The 20,725-nt window shown below is 35.9% G+C and carries 19 protein-coding genes and 1 pseudogene; 6 read left to right on the top strand and 14 right to left on the bottom strand.

The annotated features are described in order from the left end of the window. Positions 1–244: 244 nt before the first annotated feature. Positions 245–700, bottom strand: coding sequence for a ferritin family protein (locus LRP84_RS12410; RefSeq protein WP_230575357.1), 456 nt, complete (start codon positions 698–700; stop codon positions 245–247). A gap of 135 nt (positions 701–835) precedes the next feature. Between LRP84_RS12410 and LRP84_RS12415 the strand changes: the two genes are divergently transcribed. Next, on the top strand, positions 836–1,588 hold the full coding sequence (locus LRP84_RS12415) for a (S)-benzoin forming benzil reductase (protein WP_230575358.1): 753 nt from the start codon (positions 836–838) through the stop codon (positions 1,586–1,588). A gap of 24 nt (positions 1,589–1,612) precedes the next feature. On the opposite strand, the gene LRP84_RS12420 is transcribed toward LRP84_RS12415, so the two are convergent. The 4 genes from LRP84_RS12420 to LRP84_RS12435 all read right to left on the bottom strand — a co-directional run bounded on the left by LRP84_RS12420 (position 1,613) and on the right by LRP84_RS12435 (position 6,301). After that, the gene (locus tag LRP84_RS12420; protein WP_230575359.1) at positions 1,613–2,452 is read right to left on the bottom strand and encodes a GNAT family N-acetyltransferase; all 840 of its coding nucleotides are present in this window, start codon (positions 2,450–2,452) and stop codon (positions 1,613–1,615) included. Positions 2,453–2,522: 70 nt separating this feature from the next. Continuing rightward, complete coding sequence (argH, locus tag LRP84_RS12425; RefSeq protein ID WP_230575360.1) at positions 2,523–4,031, bottom strand: argininosuccinate lyase; 1,509 nt, start codon at positions 4,029–4,031, stop codon at positions 2,523–2,525. A 100-nt stretch (positions 4,032–4,131) separates the two neighbouring features. Further along, entirely contained in the window at positions 4,132–5,220 is a 1,089-nt protein-coding gene (locus tag LRP84_RS12430) for a serine hydrolase (RefSeq protein ID WP_437438782.1), read from the bottom strand. 133 nt (positions 5,221–5,353) lie between these two features. Further along, complete coding sequence (locus tag LRP84_RS12435; protein ID WP_230575362.1) at positions 5,354–6,301, bottom strand: nucleoside hydrolase; 948 nt, start codon at positions 6,299–6,301, stop codon at positions 5,354–5,356. Positions 6,302–6,492: 191 nt separating this feature from the next. Here LRP84_RS12435 and LRP84_RS12440 point away from each other — a divergent pair. Both LRP84_RS12440 and LRP84_RS12445 read left to right on the top strand, forming a co-directional pair. Continuing rightward, a pseudogene (locus LRP84_RS12440) lies at positions 6,493–6,630 on the top strand (DUF6262 family protein); the annotation flags it as partial. A 103-nt stretch (positions 6,631–6,733) separates the two neighbouring features. Then, entirely contained in the window at positions 6,734–7,108 is a 375-nt protein-coding gene (locus LRP84_RS12445) for a DUF3888 domain-containing protein (RefSeq protein ID WP_230575363.1), read from the top strand. A gap of 150 nt (positions 7,109–7,258) precedes the next feature. On the opposite strand, the gene panF is transcribed toward LRP84_RS12445, so the two are convergent. Next, a complete protein-coding gene (panF, locus tag LRP84_RS12450) occupies positions 7,259–8,698 on the bottom strand; it encodes a sodium/pantothenate symporter (RefSeq protein WP_230575364.1) in 1,440 nt (479 codons plus the stop codon). A gap of 2 nt (positions 8,699–8,700) precedes the next feature. Then, a complete protein-coding gene (locus LRP84_RS12455) occupies positions 8,701–8,979 on the bottom strand; it encodes a YhdT family protein (protein ID WP_230575365.1) in 279 nt (92 codons plus the stop codon). Positions 8,980–9,414: 435 nt separating this feature from the next. Here LRP84_RS12455 and LRP84_RS12460 point away from each other — a divergent pair, with 435 nt between their 5' ends. After that, a complete protein-coding gene (locus tag LRP84_RS12460) occupies positions 9,415–10,899 on the top strand; it encodes an aldehyde dehydrogenase family protein (protein WP_230575366.1) in 1,485 nt (494 codons plus the stop codon). Between the two features lie 66 nt (positions 10,900–10,965). On the opposite strand, the gene fabG is transcribed toward LRP84_RS12460, so the two are convergent. After that, the gene (fabG, locus tag LRP84_RS12465; protein WP_230575367.1) at positions 10,966–11,706 is read right to left on the bottom strand and encodes a 3-oxoacyl-ACP reductase FabG; all 741 of its coding nucleotides are present in this window, start codon (positions 11,704–11,706) and stop codon (positions 10,966–10,968) included. Positions 11,707–11,840: 134 nt separating this feature from the next. On the opposite strand from fabG, the gene LRP84_RS12470 reads away from it, so the two are divergent. Further along, the gene (locus LRP84_RS12470; RefSeq protein ID WP_098309886.1) at positions 11,841–11,990 is read left to right on the top strand and encodes a YfhD family protein; all 150 of its coding nucleotides are present in this window, start codon (positions 11,841–11,843) and stop codon (positions 11,988–11,990) included. Positions 11,991–12,010: 20 nt separating this feature from the next. Here the strand turns inward: LRP84_RS12470 and shc are convergent, their stop codons facing one another. The 4 genes from shc to LRP84_RS12490 all read right to left on the bottom strand — a co-directional run bounded on the left by shc (position 12,011) and on the right by LRP84_RS12490 (position 15,747). Continuing rightward, positions 12,011–13,870, bottom strand: coding sequence for a squalene--hopene cyclase (shc, locus tag LRP84_RS12475; RefSeq protein ID WP_230575368.1), 1,860 nt, complete (start codon positions 13,868–13,870; stop codon positions 12,011–12,013). Between the two features lie 100 nt (positions 13,871–13,970). Then, positions 13,971–14,396, bottom strand: a complete 426-nt coding sequence (locus LRP84_RS12480; RefSeq protein WP_230575369.1) for a divergent PAP2 family protein — start codon at positions 14,394–14,396, stop codon at positions 13,971–13,973. A gap of 82 nt (positions 14,397–14,478) precedes the next feature. Continuing rightward, on the bottom strand, positions 14,479–15,408 hold the full coding sequence (gene rarD / locus LRP84_RS12485) for an EamA family transporter RarD (RefSeq protein ID WP_230575370.1): 930 nt from the start codon (positions 15,406–15,408) through the stop codon (positions 14,479–14,481). Positions 15,409–15,498: 90 nt separating this feature from the next. Continuing rightward, positions 15,499–15,747, bottom strand: a complete 249-nt coding sequence (locus tag LRP84_RS12490; RefSeq protein ID WP_230575424.1) for a DUF1294 domain-containing protein — start codon at positions 15,745–15,747, stop codon at positions 15,499–15,501. A 247-nt stretch (positions 15,748–15,994) separates the two neighbouring features. Between LRP84_RS12490 and LRP84_RS12495 the strand changes: the two genes are divergently transcribed. Then, positions 15,995–16,486: a CarD family transcriptional regulator gene (locus tag LRP84_RS12495; protein WP_230575371.1), complete on the top strand. Its 492-nt coding sequence runs from the start codon at positions 15,995–15,997 to the stop codon at positions 16,484–16,486. A gap of 653 nt (positions 16,487–17,139) precedes the next feature. On the opposite strand, the gene LRP84_RS12500 is transcribed toward LRP84_RS12495, so the two are convergent. After that, positions 17,140–17,280 (bottom strand): phosphonate ABC transporter permease, encoded by a 141-nt coding sequence (locus LRP84_RS12500; protein ID WP_230575372.1) that lies wholly within the window; start codon positions 17,278–17,280, stop codon positions 17,140–17,142. Between the two features lie 56 nt (positions 17,281–17,336). After that, the gene (locus tag LRP84_RS12505; RefSeq protein WP_230575373.1) at positions 17,337–20,699 is read right to left on the bottom strand and encodes a tubulin-like doman-containing protein; all 3,363 of its coding nucleotides are present in this window, start codon (positions 20,697–20,699) and stop codon (positions 17,337–17,339) included. Positions 20,700–20,725 lie beyond the last annotated feature (26 nt).

Genomic DNA, 20,725 nt, shown 5'->3' on the forward strand with positions numbered 1-20,725 from the left:
AAAGTGAAACTTCCATTAATGGTGGGGGCTTCATCCCTCATCTTCTTCGCTTTCCTCTGACTCTTGAGATGGGGGTCTTACTGCCCGCAAATAGCGAAATAACTTGCCCTTCAAGCATTTCTTACTAGATTGAATCGACTCAAACACTTGATTGTATAAGCACATTTTATGTATTTCTGTTTCTCTCGCCAACTTCATTCATTTCTCATAAAAAAACTAGACAAAATTGTCTAGTATCCTTAAGTTATGATAAAGAAGATAATAAAAAACCAAAGCGCATTGCATGCTCTATTTCATCTGTCATCGCCCGAAAGAAAACATCTCGAACGGCTAAGTTTTGCGTTAATAAATAAGCATTTCGATAATCTTCATACGCTTCTAGTTCATCTTCATACGCACGTTCTAATCCTTCTTTATAAGAAGAATATTGAGTTTGCACCACTTGATACGTTGGCTGCTGTCCAGTTAGTGTTGTAAACAATTGTATAAATTGTTGTAAATGTATTTTTTCGTCTTCTAATGCATGTAAAATATCTTTTTTATGTCTTGCATTTGGTGCTTCCTTTACAAGCCGACTATAAAAATCAATCGCAGCAGCTTCGCCTTTAATAGCTTCTAAAATAGCTTGTGACACTTGGTTATATGTTCCTTCATATACTCGATAAAACTGATTATACGAGCTAGGATTCACATAGTACATACCTACTCCCCCTCGAAATAATGCATTACTTCATTGTATGTAGACGCATTCATTTCGTTCAGTTTAGTTTATCTTCACTAATTAAAAAAGAATGCCTTATACTAGTACATATATAGTGAAAGGAGATTTAGATATATGCGTTATGTAATATTAACAGGAACTTCCCGAGGATTAGGTGAAGCAATTGCTACACAATTATTAGAACAAGAAACGAAACTCATTTCTATATCACGTAAACAAAACGAACAACTTATTGAACAAGCACAACATCTTAATATTCCGTTTGATTTTTATTCATTTGATCTACAAGAGATTCATCAAATTGAATCATTGATGGAAAATATCTTTTCGAACATTGATGTAAAAACTGTTTCTTCTATTCACCTTATTAATAACGCCGGTATGTTAGCACCAATGAAACCCATTGAACGGTCAGAAAGTGAGCAATTAATTGCAAATGTCCATGTAAATTTAGTAGCTCCCATGTTACTTTCTTCAGCCTTTATGAAACATACGAAAGACTGGAATGTAGACAAACGTATCATTAACATCTCTTCTGGTGCTGGACAAAAACCATACTTTGGCTGGGGAGCATACTGCACCGTCAAAGCTGGTATTAATATGTTCACAAAATGTATTGCAGCAGAAGAAACTGATAAAGGATATCCTGTAAAAATTATTTCTTTTGCGCCAGGTGTTGTAGATACAGAGATGCAAACAGAAATTAGACAAACATCAAAAGAAGACTTTATTAATGTAGACCGTTTCTTAGCCTTGAAAGAAGATGACCATTTACTTTCACCAAATTATGTAGCAAAAGCCGTTATTGATTTATTAGAAACAGATAACTTTCAGCAAGGTGGCATTGTACGCATTGATGAAAATTAAAAAACTCGCTAGTAGCGAGTTTTTCTATTGTTTAGATTTTAATAATAATAGAACTGACTCCATAATTAGTTCATAACCAATTTCTTGATAGATTTTGTTAGATGTAGGATTAGCTAGATCAGTATATAATGAAGTCGTCGCATACCCATTGTCTAACATATATTGACTGAGTGCTGATACACAGTTTAAAGCATAACCTTTTTTCCGTTCTATTTTCGGAGTATATACAAAATTAATTGTGACATTACGTTTCGTCGGTCTTGTAATAGCTGCCATTGAAACTAACTGTCCTTTCGTTTCCCATCCGAACAAGCGCTGACTTTCAATTAATTCGGCAGCAGTATGCACCGCTTCTTCCCTTGTAATTGCTAAATTTACTTCTTCACAAAAGCAATATACCCAATCTTCAATCAAACCTTGTTCTTTTAATTCTATTCGACGGAAAACCCCATTATTTCCGGCTTTCTTCTTTACATACTTTAACCCATATACCCCTTGCTTCATTTTGATTTGAATCGATTTATTTTGAAAATCCGCAAGTTGTTCCGCTAAACACTCTACCACCTGTTTTTCTCCAATTAATCCGGGCACATCAGGATATGCAATCGCTAGTTGCTGTGCAATTTCTCTTATATCATCCTTTTCTAAAGGCGCAGACTTTGCTACAATGGCTTGCCGATGATGTGTTTGAAGCATAACAAATACAAGTTCTCCCTCCTTTGTAGCCGTTGCCATAAATAAGGGCAGCTGTGAGGATCGTAACACACCTAATATTAAATTATTCTCTTGCTCATACGTTTCTAAAAAAGGAAGACTATCATTTTTAAATTGTACAAAATTCGTATATACATTTAGTTGTATCACTATAATCTCTTCTTTCTTTCGAAATATATAGTGATATATTAGCGATTTACAAGTTAAATCCTTCTTTATTTCATGAATGAATGATAGTTGCAACAAGTTTATTGACTTGTTTTTCAGCTTCAGCAAGTTGTTCCTTCACATTCTCTAGCCGCTCTTCCTGCTTTGAAACAATTTCTTTTCTCTCTTTAATCATTCGCTGCATTTGCAGTAGGCTCGGTCCACCGTATACATTTCGCTTTGCAACAAACGAATGTGGTGAAATTATTTCATTCCACTCTTCTTTTGTTAATACAACCTGTAATTCCTTTTGTAAATACAGATTGATATCGATAAAATTTAGTTCATGTAAATCTTTTTTCTGTTCTTCTGAAAGTTTAGCTATATGGCTTGCTGTATGATGAGCACAACGAAATGGAACATCATACTGCCGAGTTAGTGTATCAGCTAATTCAGTTATTGTAATTGCATGCTTTTTTGCACGACTTTGTAATATTTCCTTTTCAATTGTCATCGTGCGCACTACCGCATTCATTACACAAATAACTCGAAGCGCTTTCTCAAACCCTTCATATAAATGAGGCTGTAAATCATCTTCTGTATCGACAATATCTCCAAACGGGGTATTATGAATCATTTGAAAGACAGTAAACGCTTCTCCCCAAGCACTACTTGCAAGAGATCTTGCATGCTCAATTGATACTGGATTGCGTTTTTGCGGCATAATACTACTAATTTGTACATAGGGATTTGCAACTGTAATACCGTTATATTCTTTCGTGGCTAATAGTAAAAAATCTTGAAGCCATCTGCTTGTATTTGTCATCGTTATCATAAGTGCGCTGCTTGTTTCCAATAAATAATCTGTACTTGCAATTGCGTCATATGAATTTTCAATTACCTTCGAAAAACCAAGAAGATCCGCAACGCGCTTTCGATTAATTGGAAAGCTTGTGGTCGCAAGCGCTGCCGCTCCTAAAGGAGATTGATTTACAGCATGATAAGCGTTCCATAAACGCTCCGTATCACGTTGCATCACATCATAAATAGCGAGCAGATAATGACCAAATGTTGTTGGCTGCGCTGGTTGTGTATGTGTATATGCCGGCATAATCGTTTCCATATGCTCCTCAGCTCGCTCTAGAATACTCTCTTGTAGTAGCATAAAATGCTCGATGTATTGTAGAAGATAACGTCGTAAGCTCATACGATACATCGCCACCCCCATATCATTTCGACTTCGCCCAATGTGCATATTGCTAACCATATCACTGTCTGCTTCTTGTTGAATAAGATGCTCAACTAAAAAAAAGAGATCTTCATACTCTTTGCTGTATACTAGCTCGTCTAATGGGACAGTTTTTACTTTTTCTACCGCCGCTACAATCTGCTTAGCATTTTGTTTTTTTAGCAAACCTTCCTCTTGCAACATAATGACATGTGCATGGTTAATACGAAACATGTCATCCAATAAATAATTCCGCTGAAAACAGAATATATGTTGTAATATATAATCAGCATATGTTCTCCCTGGAAAGACTACACCTTCTCGCTGTAAAAACTCTTCGCTTCCCTCCCGCATTTCAAATAGCTCCCCTCGCTTATTGATTATTAATCATCATACCCAGCTACTAAAAAAATGTGTTTATCCAAAGAAAAAAACCGATGCATACACATCGGTTTTACTTAATAACAGTTGCTTTATATTTATCACTTTGCAATATTTGAAAATGCAAATTAAGTAAATGTTTACGTAATTCAGCACTGTCTTCCTCATTTACATTATTCGCCAAAAAGACAATTTCTGTGCAGTTTCCATGTTTGTCTGTTGCATATACAGCTTTAGACAAAGACCATGGTGTATACCCATTTTTTTGACCTGCATGTCGAAAATGTTGACGATACTTTTTCCCTTGCATATCTGATTCCACAAGTTGTGACCATTCTTTTTCTTCCTCTTTTGTGAAACCTTTTTGATGGTTTGCTTTCTCTAATAAAATCATATAGTCATTTGCAGAAGCAGCCGGGAGTCTATCTGACCAAATTTTGTCGTACTTTTCTCCCAAGAAAAGCGGAATTTCATTTTGCAGCTGCGGACCTTTTTGTTTTAAACGCTCATGTATTAACATCGCATAACGACAATATTCTTCTTGCGGCATCGTTCTTAACGTATGCGCTAATTGTTGCTTTGGAACATGTAATTCTTTGTATAAATAGCCTGGAATATATAAAGATGAAACAATTGGGAATAATGGCTGGTGTGATGGTAATCCTAATTTATTTATATTTTCATTAATATTCTCTATACCAAGGCGCTCCATTAAATACTCTGTATTTGCATTTGAGCTAAATTTCATCATTCCTCTTGCTACTTGTTCTAGCGTAACTGCATTTTCTTCTATAAGTCCTTTTTTCATTAAAACATTTTGCCATCTCTCATGAGCACCGCCATCCGTCTTTGGAACGTAATAACGATTAATATCGTCCAGCGACACAAGCTCATTTGGATCAATTTTTCCTTCCCCTACTTGTTTTGTAAACTCCAACGCTACAATGAGCTTCATCGTACTCGCTACAGGTAATACAACATTAGGGTTTATAGAATATACCAATTTATCATTTCGTTTCACTAGCAATGCGCTGTTTTTTTGATCTTTATTTTCTTCTACAAATGACGCAACATATTGTGCATCATCATAGTTTGAACTCCATACTTTTTTCACAAAAAAATTACCTGAGATAATAAATACGAATAAACAAAGTATTGCTATACATAATCTCCTCAAATGGAATTCCTCTCCTAAACTTTGTCTTGTAATCTATTATATATAATTCATTCGCAAAACAATAGAGGCGATCTCTAAAAAGATCGCCTCTATTGTAACTTGTAAACTTGCATACTGTCTACGTCATAACCCGAATAAAATCTTCAAGAAATTTTTTATAATGTAACTTCCAGCCAATCCTCACCCAATTTTTCATCGCTTCTGCACTTGGCTGCGGTCTAAAGTCAGCAATACTTTCTCCTTTTGCAAGACCATCAATATCAACTTGAACACGACGATATACATATTCTATCAATGAAGGATTAACAACAGCCATCATTGTTACAACATCATGAATCGGACTTCCGACTATGTTTGGATTTAATTTTTTATAAGCTTTATAGTAATAATTAAAAATTGGTTCGATTAATTTATTAAAATTTGTTTTTGTATTCTTTGTAATATATGTAACAGTATCAGGAGCAATGACTGCTTTATTTGTTACGTTCAGCGGAATTAACGTAACGTTCTCAGCATATTGCATTACTAAATTTGAAGCAATCGCATCTCCATGAAAATTCGCTTCTGCAACAGGGGTAACATTGCCAGGAACAAGAAATGCTCCACCCATTATGTAATACTCTTTTACACTTTTCATCAATTCTTTCTCTAAAATAAAAGCCGTTGCTAAACTTGTTGAACGACCCGCATCAACGATAATAAGTTCTCCTTTGTACCTTTTGATAATCTCGAATATTTCGCAAAACGGTTCCACATTTGCTTTAATTGTTTCAGGTGGACGAATAGGTCCTAATCCTTCCTGCCCATGTATTTCTGGATAGTATGTTATAAATCCTCCCGATAAAGGAATTTTTGCCCCATTAATAATTGGAATATCTTCTCTTCCAGCTATTTGCAATAAATAAGCTGCATTATTCGTCGCCTGCTCCTGAGTAACATTTCCATATCCTGTTACAACACCAACAATATCAATATCAGGATGTAATAACCCATACATGATTGCTAATGAATCATCAATACCAGGATCTCCGAGAAACAGCACTTTTTTCAAGGCGTTCAACTCCATCCTATCAATTGCTATTACTATATGACTGAAAAAAAGTGTACAGAAGTAAAATATAAACGATTTTTATCCCATACGAAAAAGAGCATGAACAAAATATGATTTTTTTAACAAAATTTATTTTAGTAGCAAGTTATAACGTTAGACATATTGTGTTAGACGATTATTTTTCCCAAAAACTATTTCATGAAAAAGAACGTGAGATGGACGATAATAACAAAGATGCCATTATTGCTTCTTTACAACGTCACATTAAGATGTTTGAAGGCGAAAACAAGCAGTTGCGAGAGCAATTAAAGGTGGATTACGCAGACGTTTATAGGCACATATAATATAAAGTGCCAAATGTTATTTTAGTGTTACTTCTTCAACTAACACATATTATTTTATCAAGCGGAAAGGCTACCTGATGAAATAAGGAGGTAGCCTAATAGTATGAAATACAGTTTCATCGCCTTTATGATAACATTGTCAGTTTTAGGATTAATCTTACCGAATCGAGGAAGCACTGAAACCAAGAAAACCAGTGTCGGAGAAAAACATACTGATTTTTATGATGCTTTTTTAGTATTGTTAGACCCTTATGCCAGAGAAGCGATTAATAAAAAATATCCAAATCGTAGTTATGGATTATGGAATGCAGAAATATTAGAGGTTACACGAATAACAGGTGGATTTTCTCAATTTGATTTTATAGTGAAAGTTAAATATGACACTTATACAGGTCCACATAATCCACCAGAAGGTCCTGTTACTATAACTTTTGATATGAAAATTGAAGGAGTTACTGTAACTGAAATCAAAGGGTAATTTCTGAGTTTATTATTCAGCTAACGGATGTTTTAATTTAATAAAGGACAATACATATTAGTTATATAAAATATGTATTGTCCTTTATTTATCGTTTTTTTAATTTAGGTCTTGATAGGACACAACTCTTGCTCTTTTTATATAAAATTTTTAAATTTGTTGCAGCTTACGTGAAAACAACGTGCTTCCTATAATATAGGCAATAAGTGCTAAACATACTGGAAATACGACTGTATGAACACCAAAAGGATTAGGGAGAAACAAATGAAATCCCATATAAGAGCCAACTCCAACAATAATAGAAGCGAGTGCCCCGGCAGCATTCCCCCTTCTCCAATACAACCCAAGCACAAGCGGCCAAATGAACGCTGCCTCTAAACCACCAAAGGAAAATAAATTTAACCAAATTAAAAAATCAGGCGGTTTAATCGCTGCAGCATAAACAAGTAATCCAACAATCGCTGTAATCCATAGCGTTGCTCTTTTTACTGTTTGAGCAGCAGCATTTTCGTTTATGTAATTTACATAAATATCTTTAATAATGGATGAACTCACAAGCAATAACAATGAATTTACTGTTGACATAATAGCTGCCATTGGAGCTGCTAAGAAAATTCCCGCAAGCCAAGGCGGTAATACTTTCATCGCAAGCAACGGCATTACTGTATCAGGTACTTCCACTCCTGGTAAAACAACACGGGCAAATACACCGGTTAAATGCATACCAATCATAATAGTACCGACGACAATAGTACCAATAATTAAAGCTTGATGCATCGCTTTTGAGTTTTTATAAGACATGGCACGCACACTAATTTGCGGCAAACCTACCACTCCAACGCCAATCAAAATCCAATATGAAGACACATATACCTTTGTTAAACTACCATCTACTCCAAATGGCGTAATTAAATTGGGATCAATCTGTACAAGCTCGTGCATAATATTCGAAATACCGCCGCCCGCAATAATTGTACCAATTAAAATAATTGTTGTACCGAGCAGCATAATAAGACCCAGTATTGTATCTGAAAGCGCAACAGCACGAAATCCGCCAATCAAAACATAAACAAGTACAAAAAACGTAAAAAGAAATAAAGACGTTGTATAAGAAAGACCTGTTAACGATTCAATTAATCTTCCACCGCCAACCCACTGCGCAACAGTTGCCGAAAACAAGAAAATAATAATACATAATGCTGATAAAATAACAACAGCTTTATTGTTATATCTTCCTTTCAAGTAATCAATTAACGTAATAGCTTTCATTTTTCTTGCAATAATCGCAAATTTCTTTCCAAGTACAGTTAGTACAATGTAACCCGTTACAACTTGAATAGCCGATAATAATACCCAGCCAAGTCCCATGTTGTATGCAATTCCAGGCCCACCGATAAAGCTACTTGCGCTACCATACGTCGCAATCATCGTCATTGCTAATAACAATCCACCAAGTTCGCGTCCGCCCAGAAAATACTCTTGCAAAAAATTGTTATGCGCAGTCGTTCGAACACGTCTCGACGCATATACACCAATTAAAAACACAACCATAAAAGATAACATCATTGGAATAATTACATACCAGTTCATTTTCATTCCTCACTCTTTTCTTCCTCATCAAACGAAACATCTTGAAATACGAAACGGACAACAAATACAATAAGTAAAACCATTACAATAAACCCTACTATACAACTATAAAAGAACCAGGCTGGAAACCCTAGTACATATGTATATTCTTTTGGATTGCCGCTACCTAATCCATATGCGAAACCGTACCATAATAAAAAGTTGATCACAGCAAGTCCAACTCCGATCCACGCTTCACGATGTGCGACGCGAAAACGCGGATCATCATGATGTTGATTCATTTCTTTCCCCTCCTTTCACGATGTATTATTGTACCATTGTTTGTATCGTTTTTCCTATAAAAAAAGCAAAATGAATATCTCTTGTGCATAATATTAGACCTACATCACAAAATTACATATTTTTAACAATTGTAACATAAATAAGATTGAAATTTCTGATTTTTTAAGTTACGATTGAAATTGGATGTCCTTCACCTAGTTTATCCTGCATTAACGGACAGTAAAACTCCCCTCTCAAGATTTTGAGAGAACAAAAAAGATAGATGGGAGATAACTGCTGGCATGTGCCCGATTGGTGAAAGCTTTCCAGCAGTGGGGAATAAAGAAAAACCTCTACTGATAGAAGCTGCGCTTTATCCGGCAACTCCTCTTTTATTTGGAATAAATGCAGTATTTTACTGCGTTTACATTATATATTTTTAAGGGGGTTATATAATGAGTCAACTAGCTGTGAATCTCCATGAAAAAGTAGAGAAATTTTTACAAGGAACAAAGAAACTATATGTAAATGGGGCCTTTATTGAAAGCGCTTCCGGTAGAACATTTAAAACACCAAACCCAGCAACTGGCGATACGTTAGCTGTTGTATATGAAGGCGGACGTGAAGATATTCATAAAGCTGTCGTAGCAGCACGTCAAGCATTTGATGAGGGGCCATGGTCACGTATGAGCAGTGCTGATCGTAGCCGTTTCATGTACAAGCTTGCTGATTTAATGGAAAAACATAAAGATGAGCTTGCACAGCTTGAAACATTAGACAATGGAAAACCAATTCAAGAAACAACAACTGCAGATATTCCTCTTGCAATTGAACATATGCGTTATTATGCTGGATGGGCAACAAAATTAGTTGGCCAAACAATTCCTGTTTCAGGAGACTATTTTAATTATACACGCCATGAACCCGTTGGTGTTGTTGGTCAAATTATCCCATGGAACTTCCCGCTTTTAATGGCGATGTGGAAGCTGGGAGCAGCACTAGCAACTGGATGTACCGTCGTACTAAAACCAGCAGAACAAACTCCTCTTTCCGCACTATATTTAGCTGAACTGATGGAAGAAGCTGGATTCCCAAAAGGTGTGATTAACATTGTACCTGGATACGGTGAAACAGCTGGTCAAGCTCTTGTCAGTCATCCTCTCGTTGATAAAATTGCTTTCACAGGCTCAACTGAAGTTGGGAAACACATTATGAAAGAAGCATCCCAATCATTAAAGCGCGTAACATTAGAGCTCGGTGGTAAATCACCAAATATTATTTTACCTGATGCTGATTTATCTCGTGCAATTCCAGCAGCACTTTCTGGTGTTATGTTTAACCAAGGACAAGTATGTTGTGCTGGATCTCGCTTGTTCATTCCAAAGAAAATGTATGATAATGTTGTTGCAGATCTTGCCTTATATTCAAAGAGCTTAACGCAAGGATCTGGATTAGATCCAAAAACAAACATTGGTCCCCTCGTATCACAAGAGCAGCAAAATCGAGTGATGGGCTATATTGAAAAAGGAAAAACTGAAGGAGCAGAAATATTAGTTGGCGGAAATAAACCTTACGAACACGGTTATTATGTTGCTCCAACAATTTTCGCAGCTGTACAAGATGAAATGACAATTGCGAAAGAAGAAATTTTTGGTCCTGTCGTTGCTGCAATGCCATTTGATGACATTGATGAAGTTATTGAACGCGCTAACAAATCAGCATATGGATTAGCTGCTGGTTTGTGGACAGAAAACTTGAAGAATGCGCATTATGTTGCAAGTAAATTACGAGCTGGAACAGTGTGGGTAAACTGTTATAACGTCTTTGATGCAGCCTCTCCGTTTGGAGGTTATAAACAGTCAGGTCTTGGACGTGAAATGGGCTCTTACGCGTTAAATAACTATACAGAAGTAAAAAGCGTTTGGATTAACTTAAACTAAAAAAAGGTCTTGCCAATTGGCAAGACCTTTTCCCTTCTCTAACAAACAGTCAGCTTTACTCCTTTTTTATACTTGTAACCCCCCGCTTACATTTAACACTTCTCCAGTAATATAAGAAGCAAAGTCTGATGCTAGAAAAGCAGCTGCATGTGCAATATCTTGCGGTGCTCCAATTCGCCCAGCTGGAATGGCTGCAATCATCTTTTCCTTTACTGTATCCGGTATGGCTTGCGTCATATCGGTATCCATAAATCCAGGACAAATTGCATTACATGTAACACCAAATCCAGCTGCTTCTTTTGACGCTGTTTTTGTAAGCCCAATTACACCCGCTTTCGCAGCTGCATAGTTTGCTTGACCGATATTCCCTTGCCAGCTAATTGAAGAAATATTAATAATGCGTCCATATTGTTGTTTACGCATATGCAAAAGCGCTGGTTGCATACAGTTAAATACACCCGTTACATTTACTTGTAACACTTGCTCCCATGCTGTTTTTTCCATTTTATGCAGCATTGCATCTCGTGTAATCCCAGCATTATTTACTAAAATATGCAATGCACCATATGTTTGAATTGCATACTCAATTAGCGACTTTGCATCTGTATGACTGCTTACATCACAAACATATGCCCCTACATCATATCCTTCTTGCAATAACTGTGTTGTCGCACTGTTTAAAGCTTCTTGATTCATATCACTTAGTAATACTTTCGCTCCTAAAGCGCCAAATACACGTGCAATTTCTTTTCCAATCCCTTGTGCTGCACCTGTAACAACAGCTGTTTTCCCCTCTAAAAAGTTCATCCTTCTCCCTCGCTTTTTCTATGTATTTTCTATATATTTCGTCTTATACATTTCATTCTCCTTTTTTGCATAAAAAAGTCTATTTGTGTCACACTATAATCGAAACTTAACATAACACAAGGAGATTGTGTGAGATGAAAAAAAAGAATTTACAACAAAACAAAGTGTCTGATGGCATTGATGTTGAGTTTTCTCAAGAACTCGCTGATCAAGATGATTTAGAAGCACAAGCACGTGCAGATGCTGCAGATGCACGTCAAAAACACCAACCAAACAAAAAATAAACCGAGGACATATTCTCGGTTTATTTTTTGTATTTTTTCACATAATGCGCAAAGGTAAGTAAGGGAAATAAGCGATGATAACTATGATAGCGAATATAAAACCCCCCAGGCAATCCTGTTCCAGTCGGATATTCAATATGCCCTAAAGAATGCTCTAACAAATAATTGATTCCCTTTTGAATACATGCTGTCTCCGTATCATGCACAGCGATTAGGGCATCTAAAGCCCATGCCGTTTGAGAAGGTGTACTAAAAGGTATTGAAATAAACCGCTTTTCTTTACTACTTCTACACGATTCTCCCCATCCGCCATCATGATGTTGAATCATTTCTAACCACCGTGCTGCTTTTTCCAGTGCCGGGTGATTCCCTGACAGACCATTTGCTCGCAGGCCTGTTACAACAGCCCATGTACCATATATGTAACAAACTCCCCATTTTCCATACCAAGAACCATTTTGTTCTTGATTGCGTAGAAGCCACTGCATTGCACGATGTAAATCATCAGTCCTTATTTCATTTGGCGCATTCGTTCCAAAAAATTCTAGTACCCTTCCCGTTATATCTGGTGTAGACGGATCAAGAATCATATCTTCTGCATTATCGAGAGGAACATGCGTAAACATATGCTTATCAACATCCTTCTCAAATGCTCCCCATCCGCCATCTTTATTTTGCATCCCAAGAATCCAATGTATCCCGTTATTCCAAGCTTGTTTTACTTTCTTATCTTTCTTCGCAATGTAAGTAAGTGAGCGTAGTACTGCTGATGTATCATCACAATCTGGCACAATTGTATTCATATCAGTAAATCCCCATCCGCCAGGAGACAAAGAAGGTGCATGAATATGCCAATCTCCATAAGAAGTATGCTGCTTCTTTAATAAATAACGATTTGCTCGTTCAATCATCGCATCATCTTCTGACACATTTGCTTCTTGCAGAGCATAACTTAAAAGAGCAGTATCCCACACCGTTGAAGGTGAGTTTTGCAAATGGGCACCATTTTTTGTATTCCATATGTACGACTGTATCCCTGATACAGCTTTCTCAATAATAGGAGAATGTATAGAATGACCGAGAGCAAGGAGAGCGTAAATCATATAAAAAGTAGCGCTCGCATAAGTGTAAAGTGTTCCATTTCCTTCTATACGTTCTAGCATAAAACGTTCCGCTGCTTTATATCCTTTATGATGAAGAGAATATGGATAAGAAATTAGCTTTTTTCCTTCTGATAAAATTGTTTGGAAAACAGAAGAGCGTTTATAATGAAACCAATTTGATTTATTCGCACCCACTATGTGACTAAGATTAGGAATAATATTTTCTTCTATTACAAATTTCTTATTCATACAAATGAGCGTTGGAACAAAATGAATACGTGCAGAATTACTCACTTCATACATACTAAACGGGGAATGATCCGGTAGAAAGAAAAAAGGCATAGGAAAATAAAACAATGCAGGGTAATTGTATTGCCCATGTAAGGCTAACATAAACTTCGTCATAAAGTGAGCTTTTGTAATGCCACCTTGTTCACGAATAAATTGTTCTGCACGGCGCATCGTACGGTCTTCTTTCTTAAATTGCCTAGAAGCTAACAATGCAGTATACACTTGAATTGTAGCTGAAAGATTTCCATTCAGCTCATCTTCATACAATTTCCATGTCCCTTCATTTGCTTGTAAAGAAATAAGTCTTGTCACAAATGGCTCTATTTCTTTTTCTCTTCGTAACATACGTAATAATAGAATCATATGACAATCGGTTAATGGGGATCCTTCAAAACAAAAACGCCATGTTCCATCTCTTTGCTGCATCGTACGTAACGCTGTAATTTGTCTCTCCATCTCCTGTTTTACTTTGTCATACAGCAGCATAGATGTCCCCCCTCTTCATTGAATCCATATACAATATTCAATAACATACGTAAATATGTGCAAAACAAAAAAGCAAAGTGAAGTTGATTCCTCACTTTGCTTACGAACAATACCAAATCGCAACAACAATTCCTAAAAGCGCCCCTATAACGACTTGATATGGCGTATGACCGACAAGTTCATTCAATTTTTTATACTCCGTTTGTCTCCCATGGAAAAAATCATTTAAAATTTTCGCTTGTTTACTTACAGCAAGTCTCACTCCAGATGCGTCATACATGACAATAATCGCAAAAATCGTCGCAATAGCAAATACGGAGCTCGTAATTCCTTCTTCAATCCCGATTGCTATTGCTAATGCTGTGACAGTGGAAGAATGAGAACTCGGCATTCCGCCAGAAGCAAAAAACTGTGCAAAATCAAATTCTCTCTTTTTTATCAAAGTGATTATAACTTTTGTAAGCTGTGCTAAGAACCAAGCAATCACTGCAGACATTAATGGGTTGTTATGTAAAATTGTTTCCATACTTCGCACCTCACCGCTTATAATGGAATATCCTTCCTTACTTACATTATAAAGAAAACGGCATACATAATACTATGCCGTTTTACGAAACTTTTGCAGATTTATTTTTTATAAATTTCGGCTGCTTATTTAACATAAATTTCGTTTTCGCTATCGAAAATGTAAATAATGCAATCCAAATAAAGAAAAATGCTATCATATGAGTCGCAGTAAAATGTTCATGAAAGACGAAAATTCCTAATACAAGACTGATTGTCGGTGCAATATATTGCAAAAATCCAACCATTGATAACGGAATAAGCTTTGTACCTTTTGCAAAATATAAAAGTGGTAATGCAGTAACAATACCAGCACCCGCTAAAAGTAACGTCGACGTAATTGAAACTGATCCAAACGAACCAATTCCTTGAACACCTAACATTCCTAAATATACAAGAGCAATTGGCATTACAAGCATCGTTTCCATCGTGAGCCCAATCATTGAATCATAATCTAATAATTTCTTTGATAAACCATATAAACCAAATGTACATGCTAACGAAATCGCAATCCACGGAATGGATCCATAGTGAACTGTTAAAATTGCAACCCCAAATGCCGCTAACCCTACGGCAACATATTGCCAAAAATTGAGTTTTTCTTTTAAAACGAGCGTGCCAAGTAAAATACTAACAAGCGGATTAATATAATAACCTAGACTTGCTTCGATGACATGATTATGATTAACAGCCCATATGTACACAAACCAGTTCCCGCTAATTAATATAGAAGCAGCAGTTAATGACATGAATAATTTAGGACGTTTAAAAAGTTGCACAAGCTCATTCATAAATTGACCAAAACGTTTGCAAATCAATAAAACAAGTAACATAAAAGCGAATGCCCAAACGATGCGATGAGATAAAATTTCTTCTGCAGGAACTTCATCTATCAGTTTCCAATAAAGCGGCAGAACTCCCCACATCATATATGCACTTGCCGCATATATAATCCCCTTTTTTTGCGCTTCCATTTGACTCCCCTCTTTTCTTTTTCTTCATTATAAAGTGTCCATCTACCTTTTTACAATTTTCCACTACATAACTTTTTCACACGGACCTTTCTATAATATCCAAAAGATATATGTCTCCGCAGCCGCAAGAAATGGAATACCAAACACAAACTTATTTTTATGTGTCTTATGATGAAACATATACATCCCAATCCAAGCTCCAATTCCTCCCCCTGCTGCCGCGACTAAAAACAGCGTACTCTCTGGCGTACGCCACTGTTTCTTCTTTGCTTTTCTTTTATCTAGTCCCATCATCATAAAAGCGAGAACATTGATAAGTACAAAATAACTCCATTTCAACATATTATTAAAACCTCTTTCATACATTTTTTCAATCTATTATTTATCCCGCACTAACGGGCAGTAAGACCCCACTGATGGAAGTTTCACTTTATTATACACTCATTTTATTTTTTAGTTTTATAAATATGTAACAATGATTTTATCTAATCAAACAAAAAATATTGACTACGATAATTATTTTGTGATATTATAAATAATTTTACTTATCATCTTATATATGATAAACTTAGAAAGGTTACCATATATGGAGGTGGATTATTTGTTTCAAATTGGCGATAAAATTGTTTATCCAATGCACGGAGCAGGTGTGATTGAAGCCATAGAAGAAAAAGAAATCCTAGGAGAAAAACAAAAATATTATGTAATAAGAATACCCATTAGTAATATGGAAGTAATGATTCCGATGAAAAAAATGATACAATCACGTATACGATTAATTGCCGATATGCTTACATTAGAAAATGTATTACTTATTTTTCAGTACGGCGAATCAGATAATTCACTCTCATGGAAGCAAAGATATACCCAAAACATGGAGAAAATGAAGACGGGTGAAATACAAGAAGGTGCTGAAGTAGTTCGCGACTTAATACGTAGGAATAAAGTAAGAGCGCTTAATACAAGTGAAAAACAAATGTTAGACAACGCACAAAAAATTTTAATTAGTGAATTGAGTTTAATTAAAGGAATTACTGAAAATCAGGCAATTGATTTGTTAAATACGAAAGTCGGTTAGGTAAAGAACCCCTTTTAAAACCGTTTTGAACTTGATTTTAAATTATATAAGATACCTAAAACGACAAAATAGCCTAACATCTATTTTGTTTTTTTTTTGCTTTATGTACCTCAATATGATATGATTACAAATACGATTTGATTATAGGAACATTACCCTCTAAGAAAAAATTCTTTTTCCTCTAAATGAATTATTCTCACCACTTTTTATTCCCATACTTCTAAGTATACGATGAGGTTCATTTATCCAAGCATTGTTTTTGGATATCCCGATTCATACTGGCACGGTCATCGGAGCCGTAAGGACGAAAGAGAGGTAGGGCTTTCGTTGTTTTGAGGTTTCAAAAACGATAATGAACATTTACTGTTCTTATCTTCCATTTTAACGTAAAAATGATAATAGATTTAAATATATGCTTATATTTGCTCGGTTCATATAAATAGGAAACACATCTTTAGGAATATTTTAAAAGTTTTTTATATGAAAACAATCAGGACAGTAAAATGGTTTAATAGCGAAAAAGGATTTGAATGTACGAAAGTAATGTTACAGTAAATTGCATTCAAACAAGTTAACAGAGGTCAAAACCTAAGAATGTTGTAAAACTATAAGAAAACGAAAAGAACATGCAACAGTTTGCTGCATGTTCTTTATTATTCTTCTACAGTTTCTCTTTCATCTCCACTGATACATTCATGAATTGATTGACTCTCTTTCTCCTCCATACAAATCATCGCATGATAAATTTCTGAATATAATCCAAATACTTGGTACACACTTCCAAGAAACGGCATAAGAATCCCTCTTTTCCAAATAATAAATTCCAAAGTTAAGGATTCCCTATCTTTTCTTAAACATTCGCATTTGTATCTTCCTCTTCTATTTGAACATTAAGAAGGTGTAACCATTTCTTATACGGTGCACTGTTTGGATCTACAAATTCTTTTGCATATGAGCGATTCCATAGTTGCTTTACAAATAAAGTCGCTTCTTTTTTTGCCGCTGCTTCCGCTCCAGTCCCGTAATAAGCTTTAAAATATTGTTCAATTTCATCAACAAGTAATCGTAATAACTCATCAGATGTTTCTTCTAACGTCGGATCATATTTCGCTTCCTTATCGTACATCAAGATAACATCTAAGATATTATGAACATGTTCTTTTCGCAGCCATCTTATATCTTGCGCACCTAATACAAATGAATGTGTATATAAATGTCCTCCGTGCTGCAATGCTTTTCCCTGTTCTTCTTCAAAACGAGAAATGATATTTTCATATATAAATGGGTTATGAAGCAATGCACGGTGCAATTTATACCCTTCATTTGTTACATTTTTCCCCATCGATTGAATAAGAGAACTTCGGCCCACTCCGTTATATTGGTGAACGAACTGACCATCCACAGCAGCAAGACTAATCCAACGATATATATATGCATACAATAAAGCACGATTACACTTATCATAATCAAGCTTCGTTTGTGTTACATTTAAATCTGGCATAAAAGCAGGTAAGTGCCAATACTTATCAAGATGCGGTGTTAAATTCGATTTACGAACGTTTAATTTATTTACGCGGCGATAATAGGATTGAAAGTAATCTCCCTTCTCGTTCACATAACCGTTTGCAATATGCCCAGACGATAATTTCGGAAAATCTTGCAGCGACAATCCATAATGCGCACGGTAACATACAATTTCATACGGTGAAAAAGCTTCATCAACTGTTTCTTTTTCCTGGAACATCTCTTGTAACGTCTCTTCATTTAACTCTTGATGAATAAGCGGATGAATACCCCAATATTGTAATTCACGATGATGCGCAACTTTCGGTATAAATGGACTTGCAAGATGCAGCAAATCTTCAATTTTCTCACTTACATACTCTGTCATATCACGCTTTTGAATAGCCGCTTCTTTTCGCAGTGCTTCAATAATATTTAATTCTAATTTATCTCGGTAGCGATCTTGCAATTCCTGCTCACAATACGTTAAAATATGTTTCCGATAAAAATCTTCTACTTTTTGTGATTGTCCTTCCTCTACCTGCGCTCCCCTGCAATATTCACGATATAAACTCATATAAATTTCAGCAGATATCTCTTTTGGCAGCACACCATTGTTTACATGGTGATGAATATCGTTCCACATTTCTTCCTGCATTCGCTCATCTGCTAATACGTATACATTTGTTGGATTTGTTTTTCCCTCAAATTCTTTACTACGTTTTTGAATGTCTAATAATAAATTTTCACGAGTTTCTTGTAAATTATCAAAGAAACGCTCCCAATATTGAATCATTTTATCTACAGCCTGATATAAAGATTGATAAACAAGCTCTAATAACATTTCTTTTCGATATTCATTTAATTTGTGTATATATTGAGTTATAATATCTTGAAATTCTTTTCGAAATGTCCGCTGTTCATTGTGAAACATTTTTCCAAACCAATTTTGTTGCTGCGTCAGTTCAACACGTCTAACAGCTGTTACCGTTCCTTCAATATTGCTCACATTAAATTTTTTATCATAATTTTGGATAAGACTGCGTTTCTGTTCATTATTTTCATGCAGACGATTCATTTTTTCGGTTAACAATTTACGAATTTCATATAACATGTAACGTGCAGCGACAGGATGAACAGGATCTGTTTTCTTTAAAAACCATGTATTCAACTGATATGACTGTCCCTCTGAACCGCTTGGTGTAAATCGATCAGTTTCAACCATATCATATATCAATGTAGTTACATGCTCATGTACACGGCTTGGTATCGCATACGCATATAAACGTACAGCGTGGTCCACCCGTGCCACTTCACCTTTCATTTGTTCAGTGATTTTCAGCTTTGCAGCTGAAATTTTACACTCTCGCTGCAAGCGATTTAACTCTTCATCTTTTTGTACCGTACGCTGCACATAATTTTCTACCGCTTCTAAAAATAATTTTGATTTTGATATACCAATTTTTCCGCCTTCTGCTCCTTCGCGCGTTTCATAATACATTTGCTTATAAAACACATGCGCCTGTTCTGGACGAGTCGCCAAATGTTCTAAATCTTCTAAGAAACTTTTTCCTCGCTCGGGTTTTTCACGCTGCATACCGCGGCGAACGTCTTGCTCATACCGGCTTTTCTTATCTTGAAAAAGTCGATCTAAATGAAGCCACGATTCATCTAGCCCTTGCACTGCCCATTTTAAAGCGCAGTAACGAAGAACATTTTCGTATGGATAAATAAGTTTTGCAGCTCCTGCTCCGCAATAACGAGCTTTACCATTTGAATCAGCAAGTTGTTGAATTTGATTATCTTCTTGCGCAAAATGACTCGTTGACATTGGACTAAATAATTGTAAATAAATTGTATTTGTCATTTGTTCCATATAATCAGACAAACTATGCAAATGGTGACCATGTAAATTTTCATAATCATATAAGAAGCAATAATTATATGGTAAATGATGCTGCATAATGGTGTGATTTGTGCGTCCGTCTTCATCTACTTGATCCGGACGATATTCTAACTCAATTGTAACGCCCCCGCGACGTGATAATTCTCCTGTAGATCCTAAAGTAATTGCGTGTAATTCTTTTAATGATGCATACCCGTTTGCCTGCACCGTTTCAAATTCTTTTCCGCTAATTGTGCGTGTTTTGACGAGAACATCAGGAAGTAAAAAAGCACCGCGAATTAAAATGTTGTGATGTTGCAACTTTTTCCGAAGCATTTCTCGTAAATATAGAGCGATTTGCAAAAACATACCGGAACCTGTGCCACCAGCTAATGACGTAACAATAATAACGCGCACACCGTATTCTGTTGTATCACTTGTTACCGGAAAAATCTTCTCAATTTCTTGCCAAAAAGCTGTTAATTTATCTTCCTTCATCGCTGCGCGAAGTGCTAGGCGAGAAATAACCCGAAGTTGACCCGCACCTTCTGTTAATGGTTTATCTAGTACAGTCGGGTCAATCGGAAACCAATCTGGAATCGTTGGATCTTCCGCCATATATTCACGCGGTGTTTTACTAGAGCTCGTTTGTGTCACAAATTTACGAATATGCTGAAAGTGACTTAACGTATTAATATCTGTATCAAATACGTGCATCGCTACTTTTTTACGCCGTTCTTTCGGAAGCTTTCGGTAAATATCATGCGTAACCGTACTTCCAATTCCCCCGAGTCCAATTAAAATTGTTGGCACTTGAAAATCCATGTGAACCACCTTCCTATTTATCCCGT

The sequence above is a fragment of the Bacillus rhizoplanae genome, from assembly GCF_917563915.1.
Taxonomy (GTDB): Bacteria; Bacillota; Bacilli; order Bacillales; family Bacillaceae_G; genus Bacillus_A; species Bacillus_A rhizoplanae.

Coding starts and splice junctions, on each gene's coding strand:
- LRP84_RS12410 (WP_230575357.1), bottom strand. CDS start 700: ATGTACTATGTGAATCCTAGCTCGTATAATCAGTTTTATCGAGTATAT.
- LRP84_RS12415 (WP_230575358.1), top strand. CDS start 836: ATGCGTTATGTAATATTAACAGGAACTTCCCGAGGATTAGGTGAAGCA.
- argH (WP_230575360.1), bottom strand. CDS start 4,031: ATGCGGGAGGGAAGCGAAGAGTTTTTACAGCGAGAAGGTGTAGTCTTT.
- LRP84_RS12435 (WP_230575362.1), bottom strand. CDS start 6,301: ATGGAGTTGAACGCCTTGAAAAAAGTGCTGTTTCTCGGAGATCCTGGT.
- LRP84_RS12445 (WP_230575363.1), top strand. CDS start 6,734: ATGAAATACAGTTTCATCGCCTTTATGATAACATTGTCAGTTTTAGGA.
- panF (WP_230575364.1), bottom strand. CDS start 8,698: ATGAACTGGTATGTAATTATTCCAATGATGTTATCTTTTATGGTTGTG.
- LRP84_RS12455 (WP_230575365.1), bottom strand. CDS start 8,979: ATGAATCAACATCATGATGATCCGCGTTTTCGCGTCGCACATCGTGAA.
- LRP84_RS12460 (WP_230575366.1), top strand. CDS start 9,415: ATGAGTCAACTAGCTGTGAATCTCCATGAAAAAGTAGAGAAATTTTTA.
- fabG (WP_230575367.1), bottom strand. CDS start 11,706: ATGAACTTTTTAGAGGGGAAAACAGCTGTTGTTACAGGTGCAGCACAA.
- LRP84_RS12470 (WP_098309886.1), top strand. CDS start 11,841: ATGAAAAAAAAGAATTTACAACAAAACAAAGTGTCTGATGGCATTGAT.
- shc (WP_230575368.1), bottom strand. CDS start 13,870: ATGCTGCTGTATGACAAAGTAAAACAGGAGATGGAGAGACAAATTACA.
- LRP84_RS12480 (WP_230575369.1), bottom strand. CDS start 14,396: ATGGAAACAATTTTACATAACAACCCATTAATGTCTGCAGTGATTGCT.
- rarD (WP_230575370.1), bottom strand. CDS start 15,408: ATGGAAGCGCAAAAAAAGGGGATTATATATGCGGCAAGTGCATATATG.
- LRP84_RS12495 (WP_230575371.1), top strand. CDS start 15,995: ATGGAGGTGGATTATTTGTTTCAAATTGGCGATAAAATTGTTTATCCA.
- LRP84_RS12500 (WP_230575372.1), bottom strand. CDS start 17,280: ATGCCGTTTCTTGGAAGTGTGTACCAAGTATTTGGATTATATTCAGAA.
- LRP84_RS12505 (WP_230575373.1), bottom strand. CDS start 20,699: ATGGATTTTCAAGTGCCAACAATTTTAATTGGACTCGGGGGAATTGGA.